The 23,031-nt window shown below is 61.9% G+C and carries 27 protein-coding genes; 14 read left to right on the forward strand and 13 right to left on the reverse strand.

The annotated features are described in order from the left end of the window. The 6 genes from AC4PS6_RS12630 to AC4PS6_RS12655 form a co-directional block, all read left to right on the forward strand. The coding region (locus AC4PS6_RS12630) for an RHS repeat domain-containing protein (RefSeq protein WP_492180849.1) at positions 1 to 1,073 on the forward strand (1,073 nt) is incomplete at its 5' end. Then, positions 1,030 to 1,443 (forward strand): UCP019853 family protein, encoded by a 414-nt coding sequence (locus AC4PS6_RS12635; protein WP_146051521.1) that lies wholly within the window; start codon positions 1,030 to 1,032, stop codon positions 1,441 to 1,443. The genes AC4PS6_RS12630 and AC4PS6_RS12635, both read left to right, overlap by 44 nt. A 263-nt stretch (positions 1,444 to 1,706) precedes the next feature. Further along, entirely contained in the window at positions 1,707 to 1,949 is a 243-nt protein-coding gene (locus AC4PS6_RS12640; protein ID WP_003194556.1) for an exodeoxyribonuclease VII small subunit, read from the forward strand. Next, complete coding sequence (gene ispA / locus AC4PS6_RS12645) at positions 1,946 to 2,833, forward strand: (2E,6E)-farnesyl diphosphate synthase (RefSeq protein ID WP_336827403.1); 888 nt, start codon at positions 1,946 to 1,948, stop codon at positions 2,831 to 2,833. The genes AC4PS6_RS12640 and ispA overlap by 4 nt, the downstream gene beginning before the upstream one ends. Positions 2,834 to 2,943: 110 nt before the next feature. Continuing rightward, positions 2,944 to 4,842: a 1-deoxy-D-xylulose-5-phosphate synthase gene (gene dxs / locus AC4PS6_RS12650; protein WP_014720120.1), complete on the forward strand. Its 1,899-nt coding sequence runs from the start codon at positions 2,944 to 2,946 to the stop codon at positions 4,840 to 4,842. A 136-nt stretch (positions 4,843 to 4,978) separates the two neighbouring features. Then, positions 4,979 to 6,853 carry a TonB-dependent receptor domain-containing protein gene (locus tag AC4PS6_RS12655; RefSeq protein ID WP_073452023.1) on the forward strand — a complete coding sequence of 625 codons (1,875 nt, stop codon included), beginning with the start codon at positions 4,979 to 4,981 and terminating at the stop codon, positions 6,851 to 6,853. A 90-nt stretch (positions 6,854 to 6,943) separates the two neighbouring features. Here the strand turns inward: AC4PS6_RS12655 and AC4PS6_RS12660 are convergent, their stop codons facing one another. From AC4PS6_RS12660 to nrdR, 11 genes are all read right to left on the reverse strand, one after another. Continuing rightward, entirely contained in the window at positions 6,944 to 7,729 is a 786-nt protein-coding gene (locus tag AC4PS6_RS12660) for a helical backbone metal receptor (RefSeq protein ID WP_198833770.1), read from the reverse strand. Next, positions 7,726 to 8,145: a hypothetical protein gene (locus AC4PS6_RS12665; RefSeq protein ID WP_014720123.1), complete on the reverse strand. Its 420-nt coding sequence runs from the start codon at positions 8,143 to 8,145 to the stop codon at positions 7,726 to 7,728. Before AC4PS6_RS12665 ends, AC4PS6_RS12660 begins: the two co-directional genes overlap by 4 nt. Beyond that, a complete protein-coding gene (gene ribA, locus AC4PS6_RS12670; protein WP_005791841.1) occupies positions 8,142 to 8,759 on the reverse strand; it encodes a GTP cyclohydrolase II in 618 nt (205 codons plus the stop codon). The genes AC4PS6_RS12665 and ribA overlap by 4 nt, the downstream gene beginning before the upstream one ends. Positions 8,760 to 8,888: 129 nt before the next feature. Beyond that, on the reverse strand, positions 8,889 to 9,611 hold the full coding sequence (locus AC4PS6_RS12675) for a substrate-binding periplasmic protein (RefSeq protein WP_019818851.1): 723 nt from the start codon (positions 9,609 to 9,611) through the stop codon (positions 8,889 to 8,891). Between the two features lie 54 nt (positions 9,612 to 9,665). Further along, entirely contained in the window at positions 9,666 to 10,631 is a 966-nt protein-coding gene (gene thiL / locus AC4PS6_RS12680; RefSeq protein ID WP_019818852.1) for a thiamine-phosphate kinase, read from the reverse strand. Positions 10,632 to 10,649: 18 nt separating this feature from the next. Then, positions 10,650 to 11,150, reverse strand: coding sequence for a transcription antitermination factor NusB (nusB, locus tag AC4PS6_RS12685; RefSeq protein ID WP_014720126.1), 501 nt, complete (start codon positions 11,148 to 11,150; stop codon positions 10,650 to 10,652). Continuing rightward, positions 11,147 to 11,623 carry a 6,7-dimethyl-8-ribityllumazine synthase gene (ribH, locus tag AC4PS6_RS12690; RefSeq protein WP_003194576.1) on the reverse strand — a complete coding sequence of 159 codons (477 nt, stop codon included), beginning with the start codon at positions 11,621 to 11,623 and terminating at the stop codon, positions 11,147 to 11,149. The genes nusB and ribH overlap by 4 nt, the downstream gene beginning before the upstream one ends. Positions 11,624 to 11,711: 88 nt before the next feature. Continuing rightward, positions 11,712 to 12,803, reverse strand: a complete 1,092-nt coding sequence (gene ribBA, locus AC4PS6_RS12695; protein WP_003194579.1) for a bifunctional 3,4-dihydroxy-2-butanone-4-phosphate synthase/GTP cyclohydrolase II — start codon at positions 12,801 to 12,803, stop codon at positions 11,712 to 11,714. A 15-nt stretch (positions 12,804 to 12,818) separates the two neighbouring features. Further along, positions 12,819 to 13,481, reverse strand: coding sequence for a riboflavin synthase (locus AC4PS6_RS12700; protein ID WP_014720128.1), 663 nt, complete (start codon positions 13,479 to 13,481; stop codon positions 12,819 to 12,821). Positions 13,482 to 13,530: 49 nt separating this feature from the next. Continuing rightward, positions 13,531 to 14,658, reverse strand: a complete 1,128-nt coding sequence (gene ribD, locus AC4PS6_RS12705; RefSeq protein ID WP_019818853.1) for a bifunctional diaminohydroxyphosphoribosylaminopyrimidine deaminase/5-amino-6-(5-phosphoribosylamino)uracil reductase RibD — start codon at positions 14,656 to 14,658, stop codon at positions 13,531 to 13,533. Continuing rightward, positions 14,655 to 15,119 (reverse strand): transcriptional regulator NrdR, encoded by a 465-nt coding sequence (gene nrdR, locus AC4PS6_RS12710; RefSeq protein WP_019818855.1) that lies wholly within the window; start codon positions 15,117 to 15,119, stop codon positions 14,655 to 14,657. Before nrdR ends, ribD begins: the two co-directional genes overlap by 4 nt. A gap of 139 nt (positions 15,120 to 15,258) precedes the next feature. Between nrdR and AC4PS6_RS12715 the strand changes: the two genes are divergently transcribed. The 3 genes from AC4PS6_RS12715 (at position 15,259) to trxA (ending at position 17,365) form a co-directional block, all read left to right on the forward strand. Further along, positions 15,259 to 15,714, forward strand: coding sequence for a YbaY family lipoprotein (locus AC4PS6_RS12715; protein WP_003194586.1), 456 nt, complete (start codon positions 15,259 to 15,261; stop codon positions 15,712 to 15,714). Further along, positions 15,711 to 16,367, forward strand: a complete 657-nt coding sequence (locus tag AC4PS6_RS12720; RefSeq protein WP_014720130.1) for a class I SAM-dependent methyltransferase — start codon at positions 15,711 to 15,713, stop codon at positions 16,365 to 16,367. Before AC4PS6_RS12715 ends, AC4PS6_RS12720 begins: the two co-directional genes overlap by 4 nt. A gap of 125 nt (positions 16,368 to 16,492) precedes the next feature. Further along, positions 16,493 to 17,365, forward strand: coding sequence for a thioredoxin (gene trxA, locus AC4PS6_RS12725; RefSeq protein ID WP_019818859.1), 873 nt, complete (start codon positions 16,493 to 16,495; stop codon positions 17,363 to 17,365). Here the strand turns inward: trxA and AC4PS6_RS12730 are convergent. After that, on the reverse strand, positions 17,362 to 17,703 hold the full coding sequence (locus AC4PS6_RS12730; RefSeq protein WP_003194591.1) for a hypothetical protein: 342 nt from the start codon (positions 17,701 to 17,703) through the stop codon (positions 17,362 to 17,364). The genes trxA and AC4PS6_RS12730 overlap by 4 nt on opposite strands. Positions 17,704 to 17,832: 129 nt before the next feature. Between AC4PS6_RS12730 and AC4PS6_RS12735 the strand changes: the two genes are divergently transcribed. From AC4PS6_RS12735 to AC4PS6_RS12755, 5 genes are all read left to right on the forward strand, one after another. Further along, on the forward strand, positions 17,833 to 18,432 hold the full coding sequence (locus AC4PS6_RS12735; RefSeq protein ID WP_060766676.1) for a DUF2796 domain-containing protein: 600 nt from the start codon (positions 17,833 to 17,835) through the stop codon (positions 18,430 to 18,432). A gap of 148 nt (positions 18,433 to 18,580) precedes the next feature. Next, complete coding sequence (locus AC4PS6_RS12740; protein ID WP_034125931.1) at positions 18,581 to 19,291, forward strand: ABC transporter ATP-binding protein; 711 nt, start codon at positions 18,581 to 18,583, stop codon at positions 19,289 to 19,291. 1 nt (position 19,292) lies between these two features. Beyond that, entirely contained in the window at positions 19,293 to 20,558 is a 1,266-nt protein-coding gene (locus tag AC4PS6_RS12745; RefSeq protein ID WP_014720134.1) for an ABC transporter permease, read from the forward strand. Positions 20,559 to 20,569: 11 nt separating this feature from the next. Beyond that, positions 20,570 to 21,091, forward strand: coding sequence for a DUF3299 domain-containing protein (locus AC4PS6_RS12750; RefSeq protein ID WP_020302441.1), 522 nt, complete (start codon positions 20,570 to 20,572; stop codon positions 21,089 to 21,091). Positions 21,092 to 21,238: 147 nt separating this feature from the next. Then, complete coding sequence (locus AC4PS6_RS12755; RefSeq protein ID WP_014720136.1) at positions 21,239 to 21,937, forward strand: OmpW/AlkL family protein; 699 nt, start codon at positions 21,239 to 21,241, stop codon at positions 21,935 to 21,937. Between the two features lie 164 nt (positions 21,938 to 22,101). Here the strand turns inward: AC4PS6_RS12755 and AC4PS6_RS12760 are convergent, their stop codons facing one another. Then, positions 22,102 to 22,986: a sugar nucleotide-binding protein gene (locus tag AC4PS6_RS12760; protein ID WP_074059154.1), complete on the reverse strand. Its 885-nt coding sequence runs from the start codon at positions 22,984 to 22,986 to the stop codon at positions 22,102 to 22,104. Positions 22,987 to 23,031 lie beyond the last annotated feature (45 nt).

Raw genomic sequence — 23,031 nt, forward strand, 5'->3', positions numbered from 1 at the left:
ACTATGACTATGACGCCTTCGGCAACCTCATCCGCGAACGACGCGGCAAGGGCCATCAGCTCGTCACTGCATATCGCTACGACTGCCAGCACCGGCTGATCAGCGTGACGAAGCCCAACGGCGAAACCGCCAGTTACCGCTATGACCCCTTTGGGCGGCGTATCAGCAAGACCGTAGGTGGCAAGACCACAGAGTTTTTCTGGCAAGGCGACAAGTTGATTGCCGAGCATCATGCGGATTGTCATCGCAGCTACATCTACGAGCCCGGCAGCTTCCACCCACTGGCACTGCTGGAAGGCTTCGGCCCAAAAGTCACAACGCCCTACCACTACCAACTCGACCACCTCGGCACCCCACAAGAACTCACCGACACCGCAGGCGAAATCGTCTGGTCCGCCCACTACCGCGCCTACGGCCAGATCGCCCGGCTCGACGTGGGCAAAATCGACAACCCACTGCGTTTCCAGGGTCAATACTTCGATCAGGAAAGCGGGCTGCACTACAACCGCCATCGCTACTACAATCCGGATGTTGGTCGCTACCTGACGCCGGATCCGGTGAAGTTGGCGGGTGGGGTCAATGGCTACCAGTACGTGCCCAATCCGACAGGGTGGGTGGATCCGCTAGGCTTAAGTAAGTGTCCTGGGGAGGACGGATGCAAATCGCAAGCAGACGTTGAAGAGCCGGCAGATACAGCTAAGGTAAATACAGGCGAACCAAACCAGCCAACCGTAACAATCCGTCCAACGGAGTTTGCCAACAAGCAAAAACTAAACGAGCATTACGAAAAGCATGGGCCAGAATTCGGAGTAGAGACCCCCAATGAATATTTACTCACGGCACGACATGTCGTGAACGAAGGCATTCCTGTCAATTACCTCTACAAAAGCAAATCGACAACAGGATATGTTTTACTCATGGGAACGAATAGAACGGGCCAAGCGAAATTTGCATTCGCGGGTACGAATGCAGATGGCAACATAACCACCTTACATACCAAAAGTGGGAAAGACTTCTGGAGGATGATAAATGGCGACGCCACTGACAAAACCATCAGACCTTACAACCATTAATTATAAAAAAGCAAAAGTCGTAGCGCTCAACGAGCATATAGAAGAAGACGTGACCCTCATCATCGAAGGAACGACCATAAACTGCTTCGCCAGCTATTGCCCCTATGAACTTGAAGTGGGTAAGACCTATGACGTAGAGCTAACATTAAATCTTTCCGAAAACTACGAAATTGCGCGAATCGACAAAATTAAAACACTGATAAAACATACAAATCACGGTTATTCCTATGTACTCTACGGAGACCTGCACAATGAAATATTAACGTCTTTCACATCTCTTAATGTCGAGGGTCTACATTACGACCACCCCGAATGCAACGACCATTTTATCAAACTAAAAGTCGAAAGAATCGACGCCTGTTTTCACTGAAATGCGAAATAGCTCGCGCAATCGGCTCACCAAATGAGCCGAATAACCCGTCTATTCGGCTCCCCCCCAGGCATGCCTATGAATCACCCACGCTGAATCCTGGCCGACCTACTGGAAAAAACTGCCTGGTGCGCCTCCGCGGGGGCGGCCGCAGTACGCGTTATCACGTCAATCCCCCTTAGGAGTAGCCCCCTACTCATTTGCCCCAATCCCCCCATGTCTGCTAGTGTCGCGCCGGTTTACCGTCTACCGGAATTGCCGCCATGGCCCGCAAAAAAGTTGCACTCGATTTCGAACAATCCCTCGCCGACCTGCAAGCCCTGGTCGAGCGTCTGGAGAACGGCGAGTTGTCGCTGGAAGACTCGTTGACAGCGTTTGAGCAAGGCATCGGCCTGACCCGCGACTGTCAGAGCGCGTTGGCGCAGGCGGAGCAGAAGGTCCAGGTGTTGCTGGAGCGTGACGGGGAGTTGGCCGAAGAGCCTTTCGATGCGGAACAGCCGGAATGATCAGCGCATACCAAGCCAGTAGCCAAGCCCGGGTGAATGCCGCGCTGGAGCCCCTGTTTGTTGCGCCAAGCCCGGAAATGACGCGCCTCTATGAAGCCATGCGCTACAGCGTGATGAATGGCGGCAAGCGGGTGCGCCCGTTGCTGGCCTATGCCGCCTGCGAAGCTCTCGGGGCGCCGGCAGCCGAGGCGAATGGTGCGGCCTGTGCGGTCGAGTTGATCCACGCCTATTCCCTGGTGCATGACGACTTGCCGGCAATGGACGATGATGATTTGCGTCGCGGCCAGCCCACCACCCACAAAGCCTTCGATGAGGCCTATGCAATTCTGGCCGGAGATGGCTTGCAGAGCCTGGCGTTCAGCGCATTGCTGGACCCGACGCTAAGCAGCGTCAACGCCGAGATCCGCTTGCGCATGGTCACCGCCCTGGCCCATGCAGCGGGCCCGGCTGGAATGGTCGGCGGGCAGGCCATCGACATGGGCTCGGTCAGCCTCAAGCTCGATCAAAAAGCCCTCGAACACATGCATCGCCACAAGACCGGTGCGCTGATTGAGGCCGCCGTGCAACTGGGCGCCCTGGCCAGTGGCCGTGCCGACGCCGAGCAATTAGCGGCGCTGCAGACCTATTCTCGTGCTGTCGGCCTGGCCTTCCAGGTACAGGACGATATCCTCGACGTGGAAAGCGACACCGCCACCCTCGGTAAACGCCAGGGCGCCGATATCGCACGTGACAAGCCGACTTATCCTGCCTTGCTGGGGCTGCAAGCCGCCAAGACGTATGCCATCGAGCTGCGTGACCAGGCTCTGGATGCCCTGCGACCTTTCGACGCGGCGGCCGAGCCACTGCGTGACCTGGCGCGGTATATCGTCGAACGTCGCCACTGACAGCCGCGGCCATTTGCGCTGCATATCGGCCAAGTTCGGCCCTCTGCGTGGGCAGTTTGCACGGCTTGAGGTAAACTGCCGCCTCTTCTATACCTATAACGATTCGCCTGATGCCCACGACGTTTCAAGAGATTCCCCGCAAACGCCCGTCTACGCCCCTGCTCGACCGTGCTGCCACGCCGGACGGCCTGCGTCGACTGGGTGAAGCCGAGCTGGAAACCCTGGCCGATGAGCTGCGCCTGGAATTGCTCTACACGGTCGGCCAGACCGGTGGGCATTTTGGCGCCGGGCTGGGCGTGATCGAGCTGACCATCGCCTTGCATTACGTGTTCGACACCCCGGACGACCGGCTGGTGTGGGACGTGGGCCACCAGGCGTATCCGCATAAAATCCTCACCGGCCGTCGCGAGCGCATGGCCAGCCTGCGCCAGAAGGACGGCCTGGCCGCCTTCCCACGCCGTGCCGAGAGCGAGTACGACACCTTTGGCGTCGGCCACTCCAGCACGTCCATCAGTGCAGCACTGGGCATGGCGATTGCCGCCCGCCTGCAAGGCAGTGAGCGCAAGGCGATTGCGGTGATTGGTGATGGCGCGCTGACCGCCGGCATGGCCTTCGAAGCGCTGAACCATGCGCCGGAAGTGGACGCCAACATGTTGGTGATCCTAAACGACAACGACATGTCGATTTCGCGCAACGTGGGTGGCCTGTCCAATTATCTGGCGAAGATCCTCTCCAGCCGTACCTACGCCAGCATGCGCGAAGGCAGCAAGAAAGTGCTGTCGCGTCTGCCTGGCGCATGGGAAATTGCGCGCCGCACCGAAGAGTATGCCAAGGGCATGCTGGTACCCGGCACCCTGTTCGAAGAGCTGGGCTGGAACTACATCGGCCCTATCGACGGCCACGACCTGCCGACCCTGATCGCGACGTTGCGCAACATGCGCGACCTCAAGGGCCCGCAGTTCCTGCATATCGTCACCAAGAAAGGCAAAGGTTTCGCTCCGGCGGAAGTCGACCCGATTGGTTACCACGCGATCACTAAGCTCGAACCCCTGGACGCTCCCGCCGCCGCGCCGAAAAAGGCCAGCGGGCCGAAGTATTCCGGGGTGTTTGGCGAATGGCTATGCGACATGGCCGCCGCCGACCCGCGTCTGGTGGGTGTTACCCCGGCGATGAAGGAAGGCTCCGACCTGGTGGCGTTCAGCGAGCGTTTCCCGCTGCGTTACTTCGACGTGGCGATTGCCGAGCAACACGCCGTGACCTTCGCGGCCGGCATGGCCTGCGAAGGCGCCAAGCCGGTGGTGGCGATCTACTCCACCTTCCTGCAACGCGGTTATGACCAATTGGTTCACGATGTGGCGGTGCAGAACCTCGACGTGCTGTTCGCCATCGACCGTGCCGGCCTGGTGGGCGAAGACGGCCCGACCCATGCGGGCAGTTTCGACCTGTCGTACCTGCGCTGCATCCCCGGCATGCTGGTGATGACCCCGAGCGACGAGAACGAACTGCGCAAGATGCTCAGCACCGGCCACCTGTACAACGGCCCGGCCGCTGTGCGGTACCCGCGCGGCACCGGCCCGAACGCCGTGATCGAAAAAGACCTGGAGCCGATCGAAATCGGTAAAGGCATCGTGCGTCGCCAAGGCAGCAAAACTGCGTTCCTGGTGTTTGGCGTGCAACTGGCTGAAGCCTTGAAAGTCGCCGAGAAGATCGACGCCACCGTGGTCGACATGCGGTTCGTCAAGCCACTGGATGAAGCGTTGGTACGCGAAATTGCCGCCAGCCATGAGCTGCTGGTGACCGTCGAAGAGAACGCCATCATGGGCGGCGCCGGTGCGGCGGTCAGTGAGTTCCTGGCGCGGGAGAACATCCTCAAGTCGGTGCTGCACCTGGGCTTGCCAGATGTATACGTCGAACACGCCAAGCCGGCGCAGATGCTGGCTGAATGCGGGCTGGATGAAGCGGGTATCGAGGCGTCCGTGCGCGAGCGCCTGGCGCTACTGAATCTGTAATCAGCCCCAACTGTGGGAGCTGGTTGCCTGCGATGACGGCGGCACATTCGCTAACAATGTGTCAGATACACCGCTATCGCAGGCAAGCCAGCTCCCACAGTGGTTTTGCATGACCTTCGAATGCTATGGACAGCCCATGAAACGCCTGTGCCTTGCCCTGCTACTGCTTCCCTGCGCCGACCTGCTCGCCGACACCCGCGACCAGGCCCTGAAGCTCTCCGACGTGGTCATCAGCGCCAACCGCCAAGTCCAGGCGCGTAATGACAGCAGCGCCGCCAACACCGTCTTCACCCGCGCCGACATCGACCGCCTGCAACCCACCAGCGTCACCGACCTGCTCAGCCGCGTGCCGGGCGTGCAAGTTGCGCCGACCGGTGGGCGTGGCAGTTTGCCGGGGATTTTCATTCGCGGCACCAAGTCGGCGCAGAGCCTGGTGCTGGTGGACGGCCAACGCATCGCCAACACCACCTCCGGCGACAGCGGCTTGCAATACCTCAACGTCGATCAGATTGAACGGGTGGAAGTGCTGCGCGGTTCACGTTCGGTCATTTACGGCAGCGATGCGATTGGCGGGGTGATTCAGGTGTTCACCCGGCGCAATGCCGAGCAAGGCTTGCAGCCGCGCCTGAAACTTGGCTTTGGCAGCAACCAGACCTGGGAACGCAGCCTGGGCCTGTCAGGCGGCGATGAACACACGCGCTTCAACCTGGGCGCGAGCCTGGATGAAACCGCCGGCATCAACGCGAGCCACGCGTCGTTCCCCAGTGACGGCGACCATGATGCCTACCGCAACCAGTCCATCAGCCTGAACCTCAGCCACTCGTTCAGTGATGAGCTGGAGGTGGGCTTCAATCTGCTGGATAACCGTGGCAAGTCGCAGTACGACAACAGTTATGGCCGCTACGACGGCGCCACCGGGCAGAGCCTCGGCCAGAAACCCTACACCGACTACACCGTGAGCAGCGCCAGCGGCTATGTCGATGCCAAGCTCAATGACAGCTGGCAGTCGCGCCTGGAGCTGGGCCACAGTGAAAACCGCGACACCAAGCGCGATACCCTCAGCGATGATTACAGCGCATTCAACACCTACCGCGACTCGGTCAATTGGCAGAACGACCTGATCCTGGATGAGCAAAACAGCCTGATCGTCGGTGGCGACTGGTATGAAGACCGTTTCCACGGTTCCACCACCTTTACCGAGAACAGCCGCTGGAACCGGGCGGCCTTCGTGCAGCACCGCTTCCAAAGCCAATGGTTTTCCACCGAACTGGGCCTGCGCCGTGACCAGAACCAGCAGTTCGGCGGCCAGAACAGTTGGAGCGGCACCCTGACCTTGCCGGTCAACCCCGACAATGACTTGCTCTTGAGCTACAGCGAAGGCTTTCGTGCGCCAACCTTCAACGACCTCTATTACCCCGACACGCAATACAGCAACCCCAACCTGCAGCCCGAGACATCAAAGAGCTACGAGCTGCAATGGCGCAGCCAACTGACCGACAGCACACGCCTGGAAGCCTCGCTGTATCGCACCGACCTGAGCGACGCGATCATCCTTGACGCCGGCAAGCCGCAAAACGTGGCGTCGGCGCGGATCAACGGCTTTGAAGCGGCGCTCAAGCAAGAACTGTTTGGCTGGCAGGGCAACCTGGGCCTGTCGCTTATCGACCCGCGTGACCGTGACAGCGGCCACACCCTGGCACGTCGCGCACGGCGAACGGTGAACCTGGATCTGGACCGGCAATTTGATCAACTCGGTCTCGGCGCCAGCTGGCAAGCGATCAGCAGCAGCTACGACGATGAAGCCAACCGCAACCGTCTGGGCGGTTATGCCTTGTTGGGGCTGCGCAGTAGTTGGGCGTTGAACCGGGAGGTGTCGTTGTCGCTGAAGGTGGATAACGCGCTGGACAAGTCTTATGCACGGGCGAAGTACAGCTACCTCGGGGAAAACCAGAATTATCGTGAAGAAGGTCGGGTGTGGATGTTCGGGGTGACGTGGACACCTGAGCTCTAAGTAGCCTGATCCGGCGTCATCGCAGGCAAGCCAGCTCCCACAATTGAAATGCATTCCCCTGTGGGAGCTGGCTTGCCTGCGATAGCGTTGTCACAGGTTCGGCGCAATCACCTGGCACAACCGCCCCACCGCCTCCAACATCTGCCCGCTGGGCCGCTCAAGGCCCTTGTCCGGCACTAACCGCACCCGAGCCGCCATCGCCGGCCATGCCGTCCAGGCCTCCCTCTGAGCCTGATCCCCCACCAGGATCACCTCGGGGTCTCGCGCCAGCACCGATTCGATATTCACCTGCGGCGCCGGCAACTTCAGGTCATCGAACACATTGCGCGCCCCGCACACGCTGAGGGCATCGCTGATGATCTGCCCACCGCCCACGGTGTACAGCGGCTGGTTCCACACTTGGTAGAACACTCGCAGCGGCTCGGCCCGCTGGTAGCGCTGGCGCAACTCGGCCAAGCGCTGGCGCAATTGTGCCGCGCGCTGGTGCCCGGCCTCGGCGCGGCCCAATTGCTCGGCAATGGCCTGCACCTGCGCGGTCAGTTGTTCAAGGCTGTGGGGTTCGGCGACGTACACCGGGATATTCAATCGTTGGAGCTGCTCGCGCTGGGCCGGGCCGACGCTGCCAGGCCAGAGCAGGATCAGGTCGGGCTTGAGGCTGAGCAGGCGCTCCATGTCCAACTGGCCGTAGTGCCCGACCGAGGGCACCTTCGCCAACGCCGCCGGGCGGTCACCACCATCAAGCACGCCGACCAGCAAGTCCTCGGCGCCCAGTTCAAGCACGATTTCAGACAGCGACGGCGCCAGGCTGACAACCCGCTCGACCGGCCAGCCCTGGGCACTGAATATCAGCAGCAGCGCCAGCCAATAGCGCTTCATCCCAACTGACGCGGTATGCGATAGAGATAGAACAACACCAGCGTCGACAGCGCCAACAGAAACAGCGGCACCGCCTCCAGGCCGACGAACACCGCCAGCGCGCCAATCCAGGCCGGTAACGCTGCAACCAGCAACGCCGTGCGCCGACGCGCCGCCAGGGTGATCCAGGCTGCCGGCTCTTGAGCAGTATCAAGGGCTTTGGAGGTGGCGATCAGCGCGTGTTTGTAGGCGTGAAAATAACGCAGGCTGAGAAACATCGAGGCCACGCCGGCGATGAAGAACGGCATGGCCAAGACGGGCAACAAGGATTCAGCCCGGCCAAACAGCAGGTTGATCACGAACAACGGCAGCAATGCCAGGGCCAGGTACTGCCACCAGTTGAAGGACAGTCGCCGTTTCACCTGGCCACGGGTCACGCGCGGTCGACCTCGCCCTGGTGCTCGTTGCCCATCATGTGATCGAGCTTGCTGGCTTTGGTGGCCAGGTAGAGCTTGTTGTGCGGGTTGTGCCCGGTGTGCAGCGGCACGCGCTCGGCCACGGTGATGCCCATCTCGGTCAAGGCTTTGACCTTGCGGGGGTTGTTGGTCATCAGGCGCAGGGATTTGACCCCCAGGTGCTCGAGCATCGGCAGGCAGATGGCGTAGTCGCGCTGGTCGGCAGCAAAGCCCAGGCGCTCGTTGGCCTCGACGGTGTCGGCGCCGCCGTCTTGCAGTTCGTAGGCGCGGATCTTGTTCAACAGGCCAATGCCGCGGCCTTCCTGACGCAAGTACAGCAACACGCCACGGCCTTCACGGGCGATGGCTTGCAGTGCAGCCTCCAGTTGCGAGCCGCAGTCACAGCGCTGGCTGAACAGCGCATCGCCGGTCAGGCACTCGGAATGCACACGCCCCAGCACCGGCGCGCCATCCGTGATGTCGCCGAGGCTGAGCACAACGTGCTCGCGCCCGGTGGCTTCTTCAAGAAAGCCGTTCATGGTGAACGTGGCAAAAGGGGTAGGCAGCTTGGAAGCGGCGACGAAAACGACGGGCACCGTGTGCTCCTGATTTCAGATTTCACAGAGGCGGGCATTGTAACAGCACGTTCCTACAGACGCTTAAGCTGAATTATCGCTGATAAAGATCAATAGGTTCGATTGGCCTTTGAGTCAGTTCTATGGGCGTCAGAACGGATACGGCTGTTTCCAGCGTTCGAAAATCGCTTTCAGCTCACCGGTCTGGACCAGGATGCCCAAACGCTGGTCATACATGGCCATCAATGCCCTGCCGCGCGCTGTGTCGGCAAAGCCTACGTAGAGCGGCAGTTCAGCAATATGGGTGAGTTTGAACAGCGCCGGGTCTTGCGCCTGGCTGAGCACGTATTTGGCTTCGGTGAGGGCGTCGATATAAAAATCGGCACGGCCGTGTTGTAGCATCGGCAGAATGCCGCTGCGCCGCTCGATCTGGTTGAAGCGGCGCACGGTGGGCAGGTATTCCTCGTATTTATAGCCGCGCACCCAGGCCAGGCGATAGTTGCCCAAGGTCGCCAGGGTCGGTGTCGGCGCAGTGGCCAACCCGAGGGCGTAGACATGATCGGCGTCGAAGTTCCTGCGGGGGTACAACACACCGCTGGCCTCATCGCGATAGGTGCCGACACAACCATCCACCTCACCACGCTGGGCCAGGCCGACCGAGCGGGTATAGGGTACGCTGCGGATGTGCACGGTGATGCCAGCCGGTTCAAAGACTTGGCGCAACAGGTCCCAGGCCAGGCCGCTGCCATCTTTGTTGGTGTAGTCGTTCCACTCCTCACTGGCCAGCACGATTTTGCCGGGCATGGGAGTGTCCGCCTGGGCCAGGGAAGCGAAGGTACACAGCACGATCAGCAGCCAGCGGCATGCAGCCATAGTCACGGCCTCTTACTTGGGATAATCGTATAAAGGGTAGCGCAGACCGCCGGCTTAGGGCGCCTGGCGAAAATGCTGGTAGCCGCGCACAGCCGGGGTGATGTCCTGGCCGTGGACGTCGAGCAGCGTTACGCCCTGCCCCGCTTCGACCCGGCCGACCACATGCACCGGCCAGCCATCCGCCTGCAACGGCGCTAACTCGGACGGTGGCAAGGTGAACGCCAGCACATAGTCGTCGCCCCCACTCAACGCCGCCACGTGAGCCTGGTCTTCACCAACAAACGCCAGCAAGGCCTCGGACAACGGCAACCGGTGGCGCTCAACCACCAGGCGCACCGCTGACGCCTTGGCGATATGCCCACAGTCGGCCAACAGCCCATCGGAGATATCCATCGCCGCTGTCGCCTTGCCCCGCAGCGCAAGCCCCAGGGCCAACTGCGGTTGCGGCGACCAGTAATGCGCCAGCAGCGGCTCGGCGATTGCCGCGTCAGCCGTGCGTTGCCCCAATACCAGCGGCAACGCGCCAGCGGCATTGCCTAACTCGCCGCCGACACACAGCAGGTCGCCCGGCTGTGCACCGCTGCGCGTCAAGGCCTGGCCAGCCGGCACGCGGCCGAACACGGTCAGGGTCAGGCTCAGCGGCCCACGGGTGGTATCGCCGCCCACCAGGCCCACGCCGCAGTTTTGCGCCATGGCATTCAAACCTTGGGCATAGCGTTGCAGCCAATCGGCTTCGACGCTCGGCGTGGTCAGGGCAAGGGTAAAGGCGAGGGGGTGGGCGCCCATGGCGGCCAGGTCGCTCACCGCCACGGCCAGCGAGCGCTGGCCGAGCAGGAACGGGTCACAGGGGTCGGCAAAATGCACGCCAGCCACCAGCGTATCGGTGGAGACTGCCAGTTGCTCCCCGGCGGGAAGCGCCAGCAAGGCGCAGTCGTCGCCGATCCCCAGGGCAATGCCTTCGCCACCTTGCGCACAGGGCGCGGCGGCGAAGTATGTGCGGATCAGCTCAAACTCACCCATTGAGGAATCAAGCGCAGATTAGCGCTTGTGTTCCTTCACTTCGGCTTCACGCAGGCGCGGGGCCAGCTTGTCGAGCACGCCGTTGACGAACTTGTGGCCGTCGGTCGAACCGTAGACTTTCGCCAGCTCGATGCCTTCGTTGATCACGACGCGGTACGGCACGTCAACGCGCTTGAGCAACTCCCAGGTAGACAGGCGCATCACGCACAGCTCAACCGGGTCGAGCTCTTCGATGGTCAGGTCCAGGCATGGCGCCAGGGCTGTGTCGATCTCGGTCAGGTTGGCGTGCACGCCGTGCAGGATGTCGTGGAAGTAGCTCTGGTCGGCGAAGGTGAAATCGTTATCGACGCGAAACTGTGCCTCGATTTCGTTCAGCGAAGCGCCCGCCAGGTGACGCTGGTACAGCGCCTGGGTCGCGAGTTGACGCGCCTTGCGGCGCTTCTCGCTCTTGGACGGTTTGCCGGCATCGGCAGGACGCGGGTCCTGAGGGTTGAACTGATCGCTTTCGTCGGAAATCACTTGGCCTCCAACTGCGACAGCAGGCTGACCATTTCCAGGGCGGACAAGGCAGCTTCAGCGCCTTTGTTACCGGCTTTGGTGCCGGAACGCTCGATGGCTTGCTCGATGGAATCAACGGTCAGTACGCCGAAAGCGACTGGCACGCCGAATTCCATGGACACCTGGGCCAGGCCCTTGGTGCATTCGCCGGCCACGTATTCGAAGTGCGGAGTGCCGCCACGAATGACCGCGCCCAGGGCGATGATCGCCGCGTATTCACCCTGCTGAGCAACTTTTTGCGCAACCAGTGGAATTTCGAAGGCGCCAGGCGCGCGGATAAGGGTGATATCGCTCTCGCTCACACCGTGGCGAACCAGGGCGTCAACCGCACCGCTTACCAGGCTCTCAACCACGAAGCTGTTGAAGCGGCCAACCACCAGGGCATAGCGGCCTTTGGGGGCGATGAAGGTACCTTCGATGGTCTTCAGGGTCATTCGACAAATCTCTTAAAGAGCCGGGACGCGAAAAGTGCGTCCCTCAGTGATGATTTAACCGCGAACAAGGGGCAAAAATCGCCGGCCTTTATTCGGAGGGCACGTATTCTACAACTTCCAGGTCGAATCCGGATATCGCATTAAATTTCATCGGTGCGCTCATCAGGCGCATTTTGCGCACACCCAGGTCGCGCAGGATCTGCGAACCGGCACCGACGATGCTGTAGGTGGTCGGTTTTTTCACCGGCACGGCGTCAGCGGTTTCGCGGATATGCGCCAGCAATACATCACCGTCCAGCGGGTGGCCGAGCAACAGCACCACACCGCTGCCAGCCTCGGAAACCGCAGCCATGGCGGCGCGCAGGCTCCAGCGACCGGGCTGCTTGACCATCAACAGGTCACGCAGTGGGTCCATGTTATGTACGCGTACCAGGGTCGGTTCTTCGGCGCAAATGTTGCCCAGGGTCAGGGCCATGTGCACATCGCCTTCCACTGAATCACGGTAGGTCACCAAATTGAATTGGCCCAGTTCGCTGTCCAGGGGCTGCTCGGCAATCCGCTGAACGGTACGTTCGTGGATCATGCGGTAGTGAATCAGGTCGGCGATGGTGCCGATCTTGAGGTTGTGCTCGGCGGCAAAGGCTTCGAGTTCAGTACGACGGGCCATGGTGCCATCGTCGTTCATCACTTCGCAGATCACCCCGCTTGGCTCGAAACCGGCCATGCGCGCCAGGTCGCAGGCGGCTTCGGTGTGGCCGGCACGGGCCAGGGTACCGCCCGGTTGGGCCATCAGCGGGAAGATGTGGCCGGGGCTGACGATGTCTTCGGCCTTGGCGTCTTTCGCGGCGGCGGCTTGCACGGTGCGGGCGCGGTCAGCGGCGGAAATGCCGGTGGTGACGCCCGTGGTGGCTTCAATGGATACGGTGAACTTGGTGCCGAAACCCGAGCCATTGCGCGGTGCCATCAACGGCAGCTTGAGCAATTCGCAGCGTTCGCGGCTCATGGGCATGCAGATCAGCCCACGGGCGTGCTTGGCCATGAAGTTGATGTGCTCGGGCTTGCACGCTTCGGCGGCCATGATGATATCGCCTTCGTTCTCGCGATCTTCGTCATCCATGAGGATGACCATCTTGCCTTGGCGGATGTCTTCAACCAGTTCTTCGATGCTATTGAGCGCCACGCGGCACCCCCTTGGTCAGGATTTCAGGTAGCCGTTAGCGGCCAGAAAACTTTCGGTGATGTTGCCTGATGCAGGCTCTGCGGCCTTTTCGCCCAGCAACAGGCGCTCCAGGTAACGGGCAAGCAAGTCCACTTCCAGGTTCACCCGGCGACCCGGCTGGTACGAGGCCATGATGGTTTCGCTGAGGGTGTGGGGAATGATGGTCAGTTCAAATTCGGCGCCATTCACGGCGTTCACGGTCAGGCTGGTGCCGTCGACGGTGATCGAGCCTTTGTGGGCGATGTACTTGGCCAGCTCTTTGGGCGCGCGGATGCGGAATTCCACCGCGCGGGCGTTCTCGCTGCGGGCCACCACTTCGCCGACGCCGTCGACGTGGCCGCTGACCAGGTGACCGCCCAGGCGCGTGGTGGGCGTCAGGGCTTTTTCCAGGTTGACCGGGCTGCCGGCCGCAAGATCGTTCATCGCGGTGCAGTCCAGGGTTTCCCGGCTGACATCGGCAGCAAAGCCGTTGCCCGGCAGCTCGATGACGGTCAGGCACACGCCGCTGACGGCGATGCTGTCGCCCAGCTTGACGTCGCCGAGGTCCAGCTTGCCGGTTTCAACCAGCAGGCGGACATCCCCGCCTTTGGGGGTCATTGCACGGATGCTGCCGATGGATTCGATAATGCCGGTGAACATTTCGTTCTCCTGAAAACGAGGGGGCTGACGCTCAAGCGCAGACCGGGAATTATACGCTCACTGCTGGGACGGGGATGGCAGTGACTCGCCAGTCGTCGCCCACAGCGCGCATTTCGGTGATCTTGAGTTGGGGAGCATCGGCCAACTTATCAAGCGGCCAGTCCAGCAACGGGCGGGCAGCGGAGCCGAGGAACTTGCCGGCGATGAATATCACGTATTCATCCACCAGGCCTTGTTGGGCAAACGCGCCGGCCAGGCTTGGGCCGGCTTCCACCAACACATCGTTGACGCCACGGGCAGCCAGGGCGACCAATGCCGAGCGCAGGTCAACCTGGCCTTCCACGCCCGGTACTACCAGGCACTCGGGGCCACGGGGGAACTGGTTCTCTGGGGTGACGCAGGTGATGACCAATGCCGGGCCGGCCTTGAAGAACGGTGCGTTGAGCGGCACCCGCAGGCGGCCATCGATCAGCACGCGCAACGGCGGGCGCGACATGGCCAGGGCGGTGGTTGCGTCGTCCAGGCCCAGTTCGGCGGCGCGTACGGTCAAGCGGGCACCGTCGGCCAGTACCGTGTCGGCACCGGTCAACACCACACTGGCCTCGGCACGCAAGCGTTGCACCGCAGCACGGGCGGCGGGGCCGGTGATCCATTGGCTTTCGCCGCTGGCCATCGCCGTGCGGCCGTCCAGGCTCATCGCCAGCTTGACCCGCACAAACGGCAGACCGTGCTCCATGCGCTTGAGGAAGCCGGGGTTAAGCGCCCGCGCTTCGGTTTCCAGCACACCGCTACGCACCTCGATACCGGCCTGGGCCAGGCGTTGCATGCCTCGGCCAGCCACTTCGGGGTTCGGGTCCTGCATGCCGGCCACCACCCGCGCGACGCCGGCGGTCACCAGCGCATCGGCACAGGGCGGCGTACGGCCATGATGGCTGCACGGTTCAAGGGTCACGTACACCGTCGCGCCACGGGCCTTGTCGCCAGCGGCGCGCAGGGCATTGGGCTCGGCATGGGGCTCGCCGGTGCGCTCATGCCAGCCTTCGCCGACAATCTGCCCGTCACGCACGATCACGCAGCCAACCCGCGGATTGGGGTGGGTGGTGTACAGGCCCTTGCGCGCCAATTCGAGGGCACGGGCCATGTAGTGGGCGTCGAGCACAGCCTGTTCAGATGTCATTGTTTGGAGGGCTCACGGGCCAGGCGGTCGATCTCTTCGCGGAACTCATTGAGGTCCTGGAAGCGTCGATACACCGAGGCAAAACGGATATAGGCGACTTCGTCGAGTTTTTGCAGCTCGCCCATCACCAGCTCACCGACTACCAGGCTCTTGACCTCGCGCTCGCCGGTCGCCCGCAGCTTGTGCTTGATATGCACCAGCGCCGCTTCCAGGCGCTCGACACTCACCGGGCGCTTTTCCAGGGCGCGCTGCATACCGGCGCGCAGTTTTTCTTCGTCGAAAGGCTGGCGGCTGCCGTCGGACTTGATCAGACGCGGCAACACCAGTTCGGCGGTTTCGAAGGTGGTGAAACGTTCACCACAGGCCAGGCATTCGCGCCGGCGACGCACTTGGTCGCCCTCGGCGACCAGACGCGAGTCGATGACCTTGGTGTCGTTGGCACCGCAGAAGGGACAGTGCATGGTTGGCAGGCAACAAAAAATGGGAGGGCCATGGTAGCGCATCCCTGTGGCAAGACAAGCCATAGCCTTTACGGTATATAGGCAGGCTTATATGTTTCATATTTTTAAGCCACGGATTTTGTCCTTTCTGGAGCCGTACATGCAGTTACGACCACTCGTTCTACTCAGCCTGTTCAGTTTTCTGGTCGCCTGCAGCAGCGAAGCCCCCAAGCCGGCCGCGCCTCAACCAACACCGGCGCAAGAGAAAAAAGTGCCGGGCATTGAAGACCTCGGCCCCCTGCCCGCCTATCAGCGCGAAATCAGCGGCAGCCTGACCAACGTGCCCGCCGGTGCCGAAGTCGAGATGGCGCTCTTGGTGATCGACGACCGTTCGCGCCCGCAGCAACTGCTCGCCAGCAGCGTACTGAGCGGCAACGGCAAGCCCTTGGCCTTCCGCCTGCGCTTCAACCCTGAAGCCTTCCCGGCCGGTGCCCGCGTGGAATTGCGCGGCCGCGCCAGCCAGTCCGGCCAGCTGATCCTGCATCTGCCTGCCGTGCGCGTCACCCAGGCGATCACCCAGAGCACCGGCCCCCTGCAACTCGTCAAGGCGCCATGACGCCACCGCTGGGCCTGCAACACGCCTTGAGCGCGTTGATTGGCGATGCGCAATTGGTGCCCTGCCCGTTGCCGGGTACCGCGTTGTCGTTGTGGTTGCTGGACGCCGACAACATGGACCGTGCCTTCAGCCAGGAAGAAACCCGGCGTATCCTGCATGAGCCGCCCTACTGGAGCTTTTGCTGGGCCAGCGGCCTGGCGTTGGCGCGTTACCTGGCAGCGCATCCTGAGTGGGTCGCCGGCAAACGCGTGCTGGATTTCGGCGCAGGTTCGGGCGTAGCCGGGATCGCCGCCGTCAAGGCTGGCGCCCTGGAGGTGGTGGCCTGCGACCTGGACCCACTGGCCTTGGCCGCTTGCCGTGCGAATGCCGAACTCAACCAGGTGGCGCTGAGTTATTCGGCAGACTTTTTTGCCGAAGCCGACCGCTTCGACCTGATTCTGGTGGCCGACGTGCTCTATGACCGCGCCAACCTGCCGTTGCTGGATCAGTTCCTCACCCGTGGCCGCGAAGCGCTGGTGGCGGATTCGCGGGTACGGGATTTCCAGCATCCGGATTACCAGCGGCTGGAGATCCTCGAGGCCTTGACCCTGCCAGACCTGGCCGAGCCGTGGGAGTTTCGCAAGGTGAGCCTGTACCATTCGCGGCGTGCTTGAGGCCATCGCGGGCAAGCCGGCTCCCACAGGGGAATGCATTTCAAGGTGGGAGCTACCACGATGCTTTCAGCCAACCTCGCCAGCCCTTATAGTTGCCCCCATTCCCGCTTTATTCGAGACGCCCCATGAGTGAGCCCACGCCGTACATCTTCGACGTCACCACCGCCAACTTCGATCAGGCCGTTATCCAGAACTCCTTCGAAAAGCCCGTATTGGTCGATTTCTGGGCCGAGTGGTGCGCACCCTGCAAAGCACTGATGCCAATGCTGGCGAAGATTGCCGAGAGTTATCAGGGTGAGTTGCTGCTCGCCAAGATCGACTGCGAAGCCGAACAGGACATCGTGGCGCGTTTTGGCATTCAAAGCCTGCCGACGGTGGTGCTGTTCAAGGATGGCCAACCGGTGGACGGCTTTGCCGGTGCACAGCCGGAGTCGGCCGTGCGGGCGATGCTGGAGCCCCATGTGCAAATGCCACCGCCGGCTGCGGCGGACCCGTTGGAGCAGGCTCAGGCGCTGTTCAGCGAAGGGCGCATCAGCGAGGCCGAAGCGTTGCTGGTGCAATTGTTGGGCGAGGACAATACCAACGCCGCCGCCCTGATCCTCTATGCACGCTGCCTGGCCGAGCGCGGTGAGCTGGGTGAAGCCCAGGCCGTGCTCGACGCAGTCAAGAGCGACGACCATAAGGCCGCCCTGGCCGGGGCCAAGGCGCAAATCACCTTCCTGCGCCAGGCGGCGGATTTGCCGGACGCTGCCGAGCTGAAAAGCCGCCTGGCGCAAAACCCGCAGGATGACGAAGCGGCCTATCAGTTGGCGATCCAGCAACTGGCGCGCCAGCAATACGACGCGGCGCTGGAAGGTTTGCTCAAGTTGTTTATCCGCAATCGCAGCTACAGCGAAGGCCTGCCCCACAAGACCTTGCTGCAAGTGTTCGAATTGCTGGGCAATGATCACCCGCTGGTCACGGTGTACCGCCGCAAGTTGTTTGCCGCGTTGTATTAATCACCGATCCAACTGTACAGCGGCGTATCCCCGCCGCTGCTCACCTTCACCTTGGCGCTGTGGCGCAGGCGCACCAGCAGGCGCTTGCCCGCCCCGGCATCGCCAGCCAAGCCTTCGAGTTGATCGAGCAATTCCAGACCATTGAGTTGTCCGGCCTTGCGCAGCAAATCCTGGGCGTTCTGCCACAGATCCTCGTTCTGTTTGACCGGAGCCGCAGTGGGCGCGCTGGGCGTTGGGGTGGCCTGCAGTTGGGCACCCAATCGCGCCCAATCGCCGTCGTCCAGCTCCAGGGTCAAGTCCACCGGCAGGTCGCCGATGGTTCCACGAATTCGCAACATCGTCCTTACTCCTGCATTTTTCTGACGGGCATGCTCCCATGCAGCTTGCGCAACACCAAGCGGGCGGTCAAACTCTGGGATCAATTGTTATAAGATCACATAACAAAACTTTCATCCTGGAGCCCTCTCATGCGCCGTTTGCTGCTTGCTTTGCCGTTTGCCCTGCTGCCACTGGCTGTCGCTCATGCCCATGAAGACCATGACCACGAGCACGGCAGCCTCGGCGCCCATGAACATGGCGTCGGGCGCCTGAATGCCGTACTGGACGGCCAGGCCCTGGAGCTGGAACTGGACAGCCCGGCCATGAACCTGGTGGGTTTCGAACATGTAGCGACCAGCGCCGCCGACAAAGCCAAGGTCGCCGCCGTGCGCAAGCAACTGGAAAATCCATCGGCACTGTTCAACCTGCCCAAGGCCGCAGGTTGCGTGGTCAGCAGCCAGGAACTCAACAGCCCGTTGTTCGGTGACAAACCAGAAGCCGGGCATGACGACGATGACCACGCCACCGACGGCAAAGGCGCCGCCGCCCACAAGCATGATCACGACCACAGTGAAATCCACGCCCATTACCAGTTCACCTGCGCCACGCCGACGGGCCTGGGCAACCTGGACTTGAGCCAAGTGTTCAAGACCTTCCCCGCCACCCAGAAAATTCAGGTACAACTGATCGGCCCGAGCGGTCAGCAAGGTGTTGACGCGACGGCCACCGCCGCCACCCTGAAGTTCTGACTTGAAAGCACAGTCCCTGTGGGAGCTGGCTTGCCTGCGATACAGGCGATGCGGTGCAGCAGGCACACCGTAGCGATGCCATCGCAGGCAAGCCAGCTCCCACAGTGGATCGGCGCCATTTTCGACTACCAGGCGACACTGAATTCCCATGACTCAAGCGTTAATCGAACTGTCCGACCTGGGCTTCAACTGGCCCGGGCACCCGCGGTTGCTGGACATCCCCGCGTTCCGCCTGGAACCCGGCGAAACCCTGTTCCTCAAGGGCCCGAGCGGCAGTGGCAAGACCACTTTGCTCGGGCTGTTGGGAGGCGTGCAGAAACCCAGCCAAGGCAGCATCCGCCTGCTCGGCCAGGAGTTGACCGAACTCTCGGCCGGCGCTCGTGACCGTTTCCGTGTGGACCACACTGGTTATATCTTCCAGCAGTTCAACTTGCTGCCGTTTCTGTCGGTACGCGAAAACGTCGAGCTGCCTTGCCACTTTTCCAAGCTGCGCGCGCAACGGGCCAAACAGCGCCACGGCAGTGTCGACCAGGCCGCCGCGGCCTTGCTAGCGCACCTGGGTTTGAAGGACCCGAGCCTGCTGGAACGCCGTGCCGATTCGCTGTCCATCGGCCAGCAACAACGAGTGGCCGCTGCCCGAGCGCTGATCGGCCAGCCAGAACTGGTGATCGCCGACGAGCCCACCTCGGCCCTGGACTACGACGCCCGCGAAGCCTTCCTGCAGTTGCTGTTCGCAGAATGCCGCGAAGCGGGCGCCAGCCTGTTGTTTGTCAGCCATGACCAGAGCCTGGCGTCGCTGTTCGACCGCAACCTGTCGCTGGCCGAACTCAATCGCGCCGCCATGCCCGCAGAGGTTTGAGATGTATCTGTTCCGTCTAGCCATGGCCAGTCTGGCTAACCGCCGCTTCACCGCGATCCTCACTGCGTTTGCCATCGCGCTTTCCGTCTGCTTGCTGCTCGCGGTGGAGCGTGTGCGCGTCGAGGCGCGCAACAGTTTCGCCAGCACCATCAGCGGTACCGACCTGATCGTCGGTGCCCGCTCCGGCTCGGTCAACCTGCTGCTGTACTCGGTGTTCCGCATCGGCAACGCTACCAACAACATCCGTTGGGACAGCTACGAGCACTTCGCCGCCAGCCCTCAAGTGAAATGGGCGATTCCCATTTCCCTCGGCGACTCCCATCGCGGCTACCGGGTGATGGGCACCAACGAATCCTATTTCGAGCACTACCAGTACGGGCGAAAGCAAAACCTCGCGCTGGCCAGCGGCCGCGCCTTCGCCACCGACCCATTCGAAGTGGTGCTCGGCGCCGAAGTGGCCGACGCCCTGCATTACAAGCTCGGTGACAAGCTGGTGCTGGCCCACGGCGTGGCGGTGGTCAGCCTGGTCAAGCATGACGACAAGCCGTTTACGGTGGTGGGCATTCTCAAGCGTACCGGCACGCCGGTGGACCGCACGCTGCATATCAGCCTCGGCGGCATGGAAGCGATCCATATCGACTGGCACAACGGCGTGCCGGCCCAGGGCAAAGGCCGCATCAGTGCCGACCAGGCGCGCAATATGGACCTGACGCCGCAAGCCATTACCGCGTTCATGCTCGGCCTGAACAACAAGATTTCCACCTTTGCCTTGCAAAGAGAGATCAATGAATTCCGTGGCGAGCCAATGCTGGCGATCCTGCCAGGCGTGGCGTTGCAAGAGCTGTGGAGCATGATGGGCACCGCCGAAAAAGCCTTGTTCGTGATTTCGCTGTTTGTGGTGCTGACCGGTTTGATCGGCATGCTCACGGCGATCCTCACCAGCCTTAACGAGCGTCGCCGCGAGATGGCGATCCTGCGGTCGGTGGGTGCGCGGCCTTGGCACATCGCAACGCTGCTGATCTTCGAAGCCTTCGCCCTGGCCTTGTCTGGCGTGTTGGCGGGCCTGGGGTTGCTGTACCTGTGCATAGCCGCATCACGGGGTTATTTGCAGGCCAACTACGGCCTGGACCTGCCGATGTCGTGGCCGAGCGAATATGAATGGACGTTGCTCGCCGGTATTCTGGCAGCCGCCCTGTTGATGGGCAGCGTGCCCGCGTGGCGCGCCTATCGACAATCTTTGGCCGATGGCCTGTCCATCCGTTTATGAGGAAGGCTCCGATGCGTCGTGCCCTGTTTGCCCTGTTGCTGCTGACGGCCGTTCCGGTGTGGGCGGATGAACAGCCCAAGGATTTGTCCTGGCAGGAGATGATCCCGCCGGATGCGCCGCCGGAAGTGCCCAATATGAAGCCGCTGCACGACCTGTCGAACATGGCCGATGCCTTGTCCGTCGAGGCCGCGCCCGCAGCCAAGCAGGACCTGCCCAACGCGCCGGTAGTGCAGAGCCTGGACGGCCAGCACATTCGCTTGCCGGGGTATATCGTGCCGCTGGAAGTCAGCGAAGAAGGCCGCACCACGGAGTTTCTGCTGGTGCCGTATTTCGGCGCCTGTATCCATGTGCCGCCACCGCCGTCGAACCAGATCGTGCATGTGAAAAGCGAGGTGGGGGTGAAGCTCGATGAGCTGTATCAACCGTACTGGATCGAAGGCGCGATGCAGGTCAAGCCATCGTCCAGCGAATTGGCCGATGCCGGTTACCAGATGGATGCCCAGAAGATTTATATGTACGAGCTGGAGGAATAACCCCCACCAGCAACACACTGAAGCTCCCACAGGTTTTGATCAGTGCCGAAAGTGACTGATCACCCTTTCATTGAGCTGAGTCAAAAGACCGAACGGAACGATCTTTACCATTGGACGTACAACTTTTAAACGTCCTTTGGAGCTCCCATGAACAAGTCTCTGCTCGGCGCGTCCCTCTTCGCGCTCGCCCTCGTCGCCCCCGTCGCCCACGCTCACCAGGCGGGCGATATTCTGGTTCGCGCCGGTGCAATTACCGTGAACCCGAAGGCCGACAGCAGCAGCGTCAAGGTTGACCAGGGCCCATTGGCCGGTACCAACCTGGGCGGCAAGGCGACCATGAGCAGCGACACCCAATTGGGCTTGAACTTCGCCTACATGATCACCGACCACGTCGGCATCGAATTGCTTGCGGCCACGCCGTTCGAGCATGACGTGAAGATCAAGAACACCGCCCTCGGCGCCGCCAACGGCAAGCTCGGCACGCTGAAACACCTGCCGCCGACCTTGAGCGTCGTGTACTACCCGCTGGACCACAAGTCCGCGTTCCAGCCGTATGTGGGCGCCGGTATCAACTACACCTGGATCTACGACGAGCACGTGGGCAGCCGCGCCGAACAGGCCGGCTTCAGCAACTTCAAGGCCGAGAACTCCTGGGGCTGGGCTGCACAGATCGGCGCCGACTACATGATCAACGACAAGTGGATGATCAACGCCCAGGCGCGCTATATCGACATCAGCACCAAGGCGACTGTGGATAACAACGCGTTGGGCCAAGGCACTCGGGCCAAGGTCAATGTGGATGTAGACCCGATGGTTTACATGGTGGGTATCGGCTACAAGTTCTAAGTCCCGTTTACGCCACACCGCATAACCCAAGTGGGAGGGGGCTTATGTGGGAGCCGGGCTTGCCCGCGATGCAGACACCTTGGTGTATCAGTGATACCCAGGTGATGCTATCGCAGGCAAGCCAGCTCCCACATAAGTCCCCTCCCACTTTTGGTTTTGGGGTGTCAGCTATGGCGGTAGAAGCGATCCAGAAGCGCCGGCAAGCCTGCCCGCCATGCCCTGGGCTTGATGCCGAAGGTATGCAGGATTTTCTTGCAGGCCAACACCGCATGCTGCGGTTCTTCTGCCGCGTCCGGCCGCGCCGCGTGGGCCTGGGCGGTGGGGGACTCGATGGCCAACGGATGGAAGTTGCGCGCTTCAGTCAGAATCGCCTGCCCCAGCGCCAACGGGGTAGTCGCCTCGTGGCCGGCGTAGTGGTAGGTGCCCCACAGCGGCGCAGCGCAATCGAGTTGCTTGAGCACCGAGATGATCACCCGCGCCGCATCGTCCACCGGCGTCGGATTGCCGCGCCGGTCGTCCGCCATCAGTAACTCATCGGGTTTCTCGGCCCGGGCCAGGAAACGCCCGAGGGTGCCGTCGGCGCTGTCATCGAGCAGCCAGCCAAACCGCAGCAGCACATGCTGCGGGCACGTAGCGCGCACGCTTTGTTCGATACGCCACAATGCCTGGCCGCGCAGGCCCAGGGGCACCGGCTCGTCTTTCTCGCTGTAGGCCGTGGCGCGGGAGCCATCGAACACACGATAGCTGGACGGTTGCAGCAGGGTGATGCTGTGGTGCTGGCACAGTTCGGCCAGGCGCTCGATGGCGAATTCCTGGCCGGCCAGGCGGGTTTCGCTTACGGCTTCGGCCTGGAACCAGTCGAAATAGTAGGCGAGGTTGATCAACGCATCGGGACGGGTGTCGTCGAGCAATTGGGTGAGGCTTGCGGCATCCCAGCCGTCTTGGGGCGGTTTGGGGGCGAGGAAACCGATGTCTTCCTCCGCACCGAGGCGAATCAGCGCCTGCCCGAGGGCATTCCCGCCGCCCAGTAACATAAGGCGCATTCGCATAGATTGAGCAGGCCCGGTCTGTTTGGAACGATGGTTATTAACGAC

This window comes from Pseudomonas sp. DW-iso17 (assembly GCF_058725345.1).

What these genes read in the sequence shown, in the direction of transcription:
- AC4PS6_RS12635 (WP_146051521.1), top strand. Translation starts at nt 1,030, where the DNA reads ATGGCGACGCCACTGACAAAACCATCAGACCTTACAACCATTAATTAT.
- AC4PS6_RS12640 (WP_003194556.1), top strand. Translation starts at nt 1,707, where the DNA reads ATGGCCCGCAAAAAAGTTGCACTCGATTTCGAACAATCCCTCGCCGAC.
- ispA (WP_336827403.1), top strand. Translation starts at nt 1,946, where the DNA reads ATGATCAGCGCATACCAAGCCAGTAGCCAAGCCCGGGTGAATGCCGCG.
- dxs (WP_014720120.1), top strand. Translation starts at nt 2,944, where the DNA reads ATGCCCACGACGTTTCAAGAGATTCCCCGCAAACGCCCGTCTACGCCC.
- AC4PS6_RS12655 (WP_073452023.1), top strand. Translation starts at nt 4,979, where the DNA reads ATGAAACGCCTGTGCCTTGCCCTGCTACTGCTTCCCTGCGCCGACCTG.
- AC4PS6_RS12660 (WP_198833770.1), bottom strand. Translation starts at nt 7,729, where the DNA reads ATGAAGCGCTATTGGCTGGCGCTGCTGCTGATATTCAGTGCCCAGGGC.
- AC4PS6_RS12675 (WP_019818851.1), bottom strand. Translation starts at nt 9,611, where the DNA reads ATGGCTGCATGCCGCTGGCTGCTGATCGTGCTGTGTACCTTCGCTTCC.
- thiL (WP_019818852.1), bottom strand. Translation starts at nt 10,631, where the DNA reads ATGGGTGAGTTTGAGCTGATCCGCACATACTTCGCCGCCGCGCCCTGT.
- ribH (WP_003194576.1), bottom strand. Translation starts at nt 11,623, where the DNA reads ATGACCCTGAAGACCATCGAAGGTACCTTCATCGCCCCCAAAGGCCGC.
- AC4PS6_RS12700 (WP_014720128.1), bottom strand. Translation starts at nt 13,481, where the DNA reads ATGTTCACCGGCATTATCGAATCCATCGGCAGCATCCGTGCAATGACC.
- ribD (WP_019818853.1), bottom strand. Translation starts at nt 14,658, where the DNA reads ATGACATCTGAACAGGCTGTGCTCGACGCCCACTACATGGCCCGTGCC.
- nrdR (WP_019818855.1), bottom strand. Translation starts at nt 15,119, where the DNA reads ATGCACTGTCCCTTCTGCGGTGCCAACGACACCAAGGTCATCGACTCG.
- AC4PS6_RS12715 (WP_003194586.1), top strand. Translation starts at nt 15,259, where the DNA reads ATGCAGTTACGACCACTCGTTCTACTCAGCCTGTTCAGTTTTCTGGTC.
- AC4PS6_RS12720 (WP_014720130.1), top strand. Translation starts at nt 15,711, where the DNA reads ATGACGCCACCGCTGGGCCTGCAACACGCCTTGAGCGCGTTGATTGGC.
- trxA (WP_019818859.1), top strand. Translation starts at nt 16,493, where the DNA reads ATGAGTGAGCCCACGCCGTACATCTTCGACGTCACCACCGCCAACTTC.
- AC4PS6_RS12730 (WP_003194591.1), bottom strand. Translation starts at nt 17,703, where the DNA reads ATGTTGCGAATTCGTGGAACCATCGGCGACCTGCCGGTGGACTTGACC.
- AC4PS6_RS12735 (WP_060766676.1), top strand. Translation starts at nt 17,833, where the DNA reads ATGCGCCGTTTGCTGCTTGCTTTGCCGTTTGCCCTGCTGCCACTGGCT.
- AC4PS6_RS12740 (WP_034125931.1), top strand. Translation starts at nt 18,581, where the DNA reads ATGACTCAAGCGTTAATCGAACTGTCCGACCTGGGCTTCAACTGGCCC.
- AC4PS6_RS12745 (WP_014720134.1), top strand. Translation starts at nt 19,293, where the DNA reads ATGTATCTGTTCCGTCTAGCCATGGCCAGTCTGGCTAACCGCCGCTTC.
- AC4PS6_RS12750 (WP_020302441.1), top strand. Translation starts at nt 20,570, where the DNA reads ATGCGTCGTGCCCTGTTTGCCCTGTTGCTGCTGACGGCCGTTCCGGTG.
- AC4PS6_RS12755 (WP_014720136.1), top strand. Translation starts at nt 21,239, where the DNA reads ATGAACAAGTCTCTGCTCGGCGCGTCCCTCTTCGCGCTCGCCCTCGTC.
- AC4PS6_RS12760 (WP_074059154.1), bottom strand. Translation starts at nt 22,986, where the DNA reads ATGCGAATGCGCCTTATGTTACTGGGCGGCGGGAATGCCCTCGGGCAG.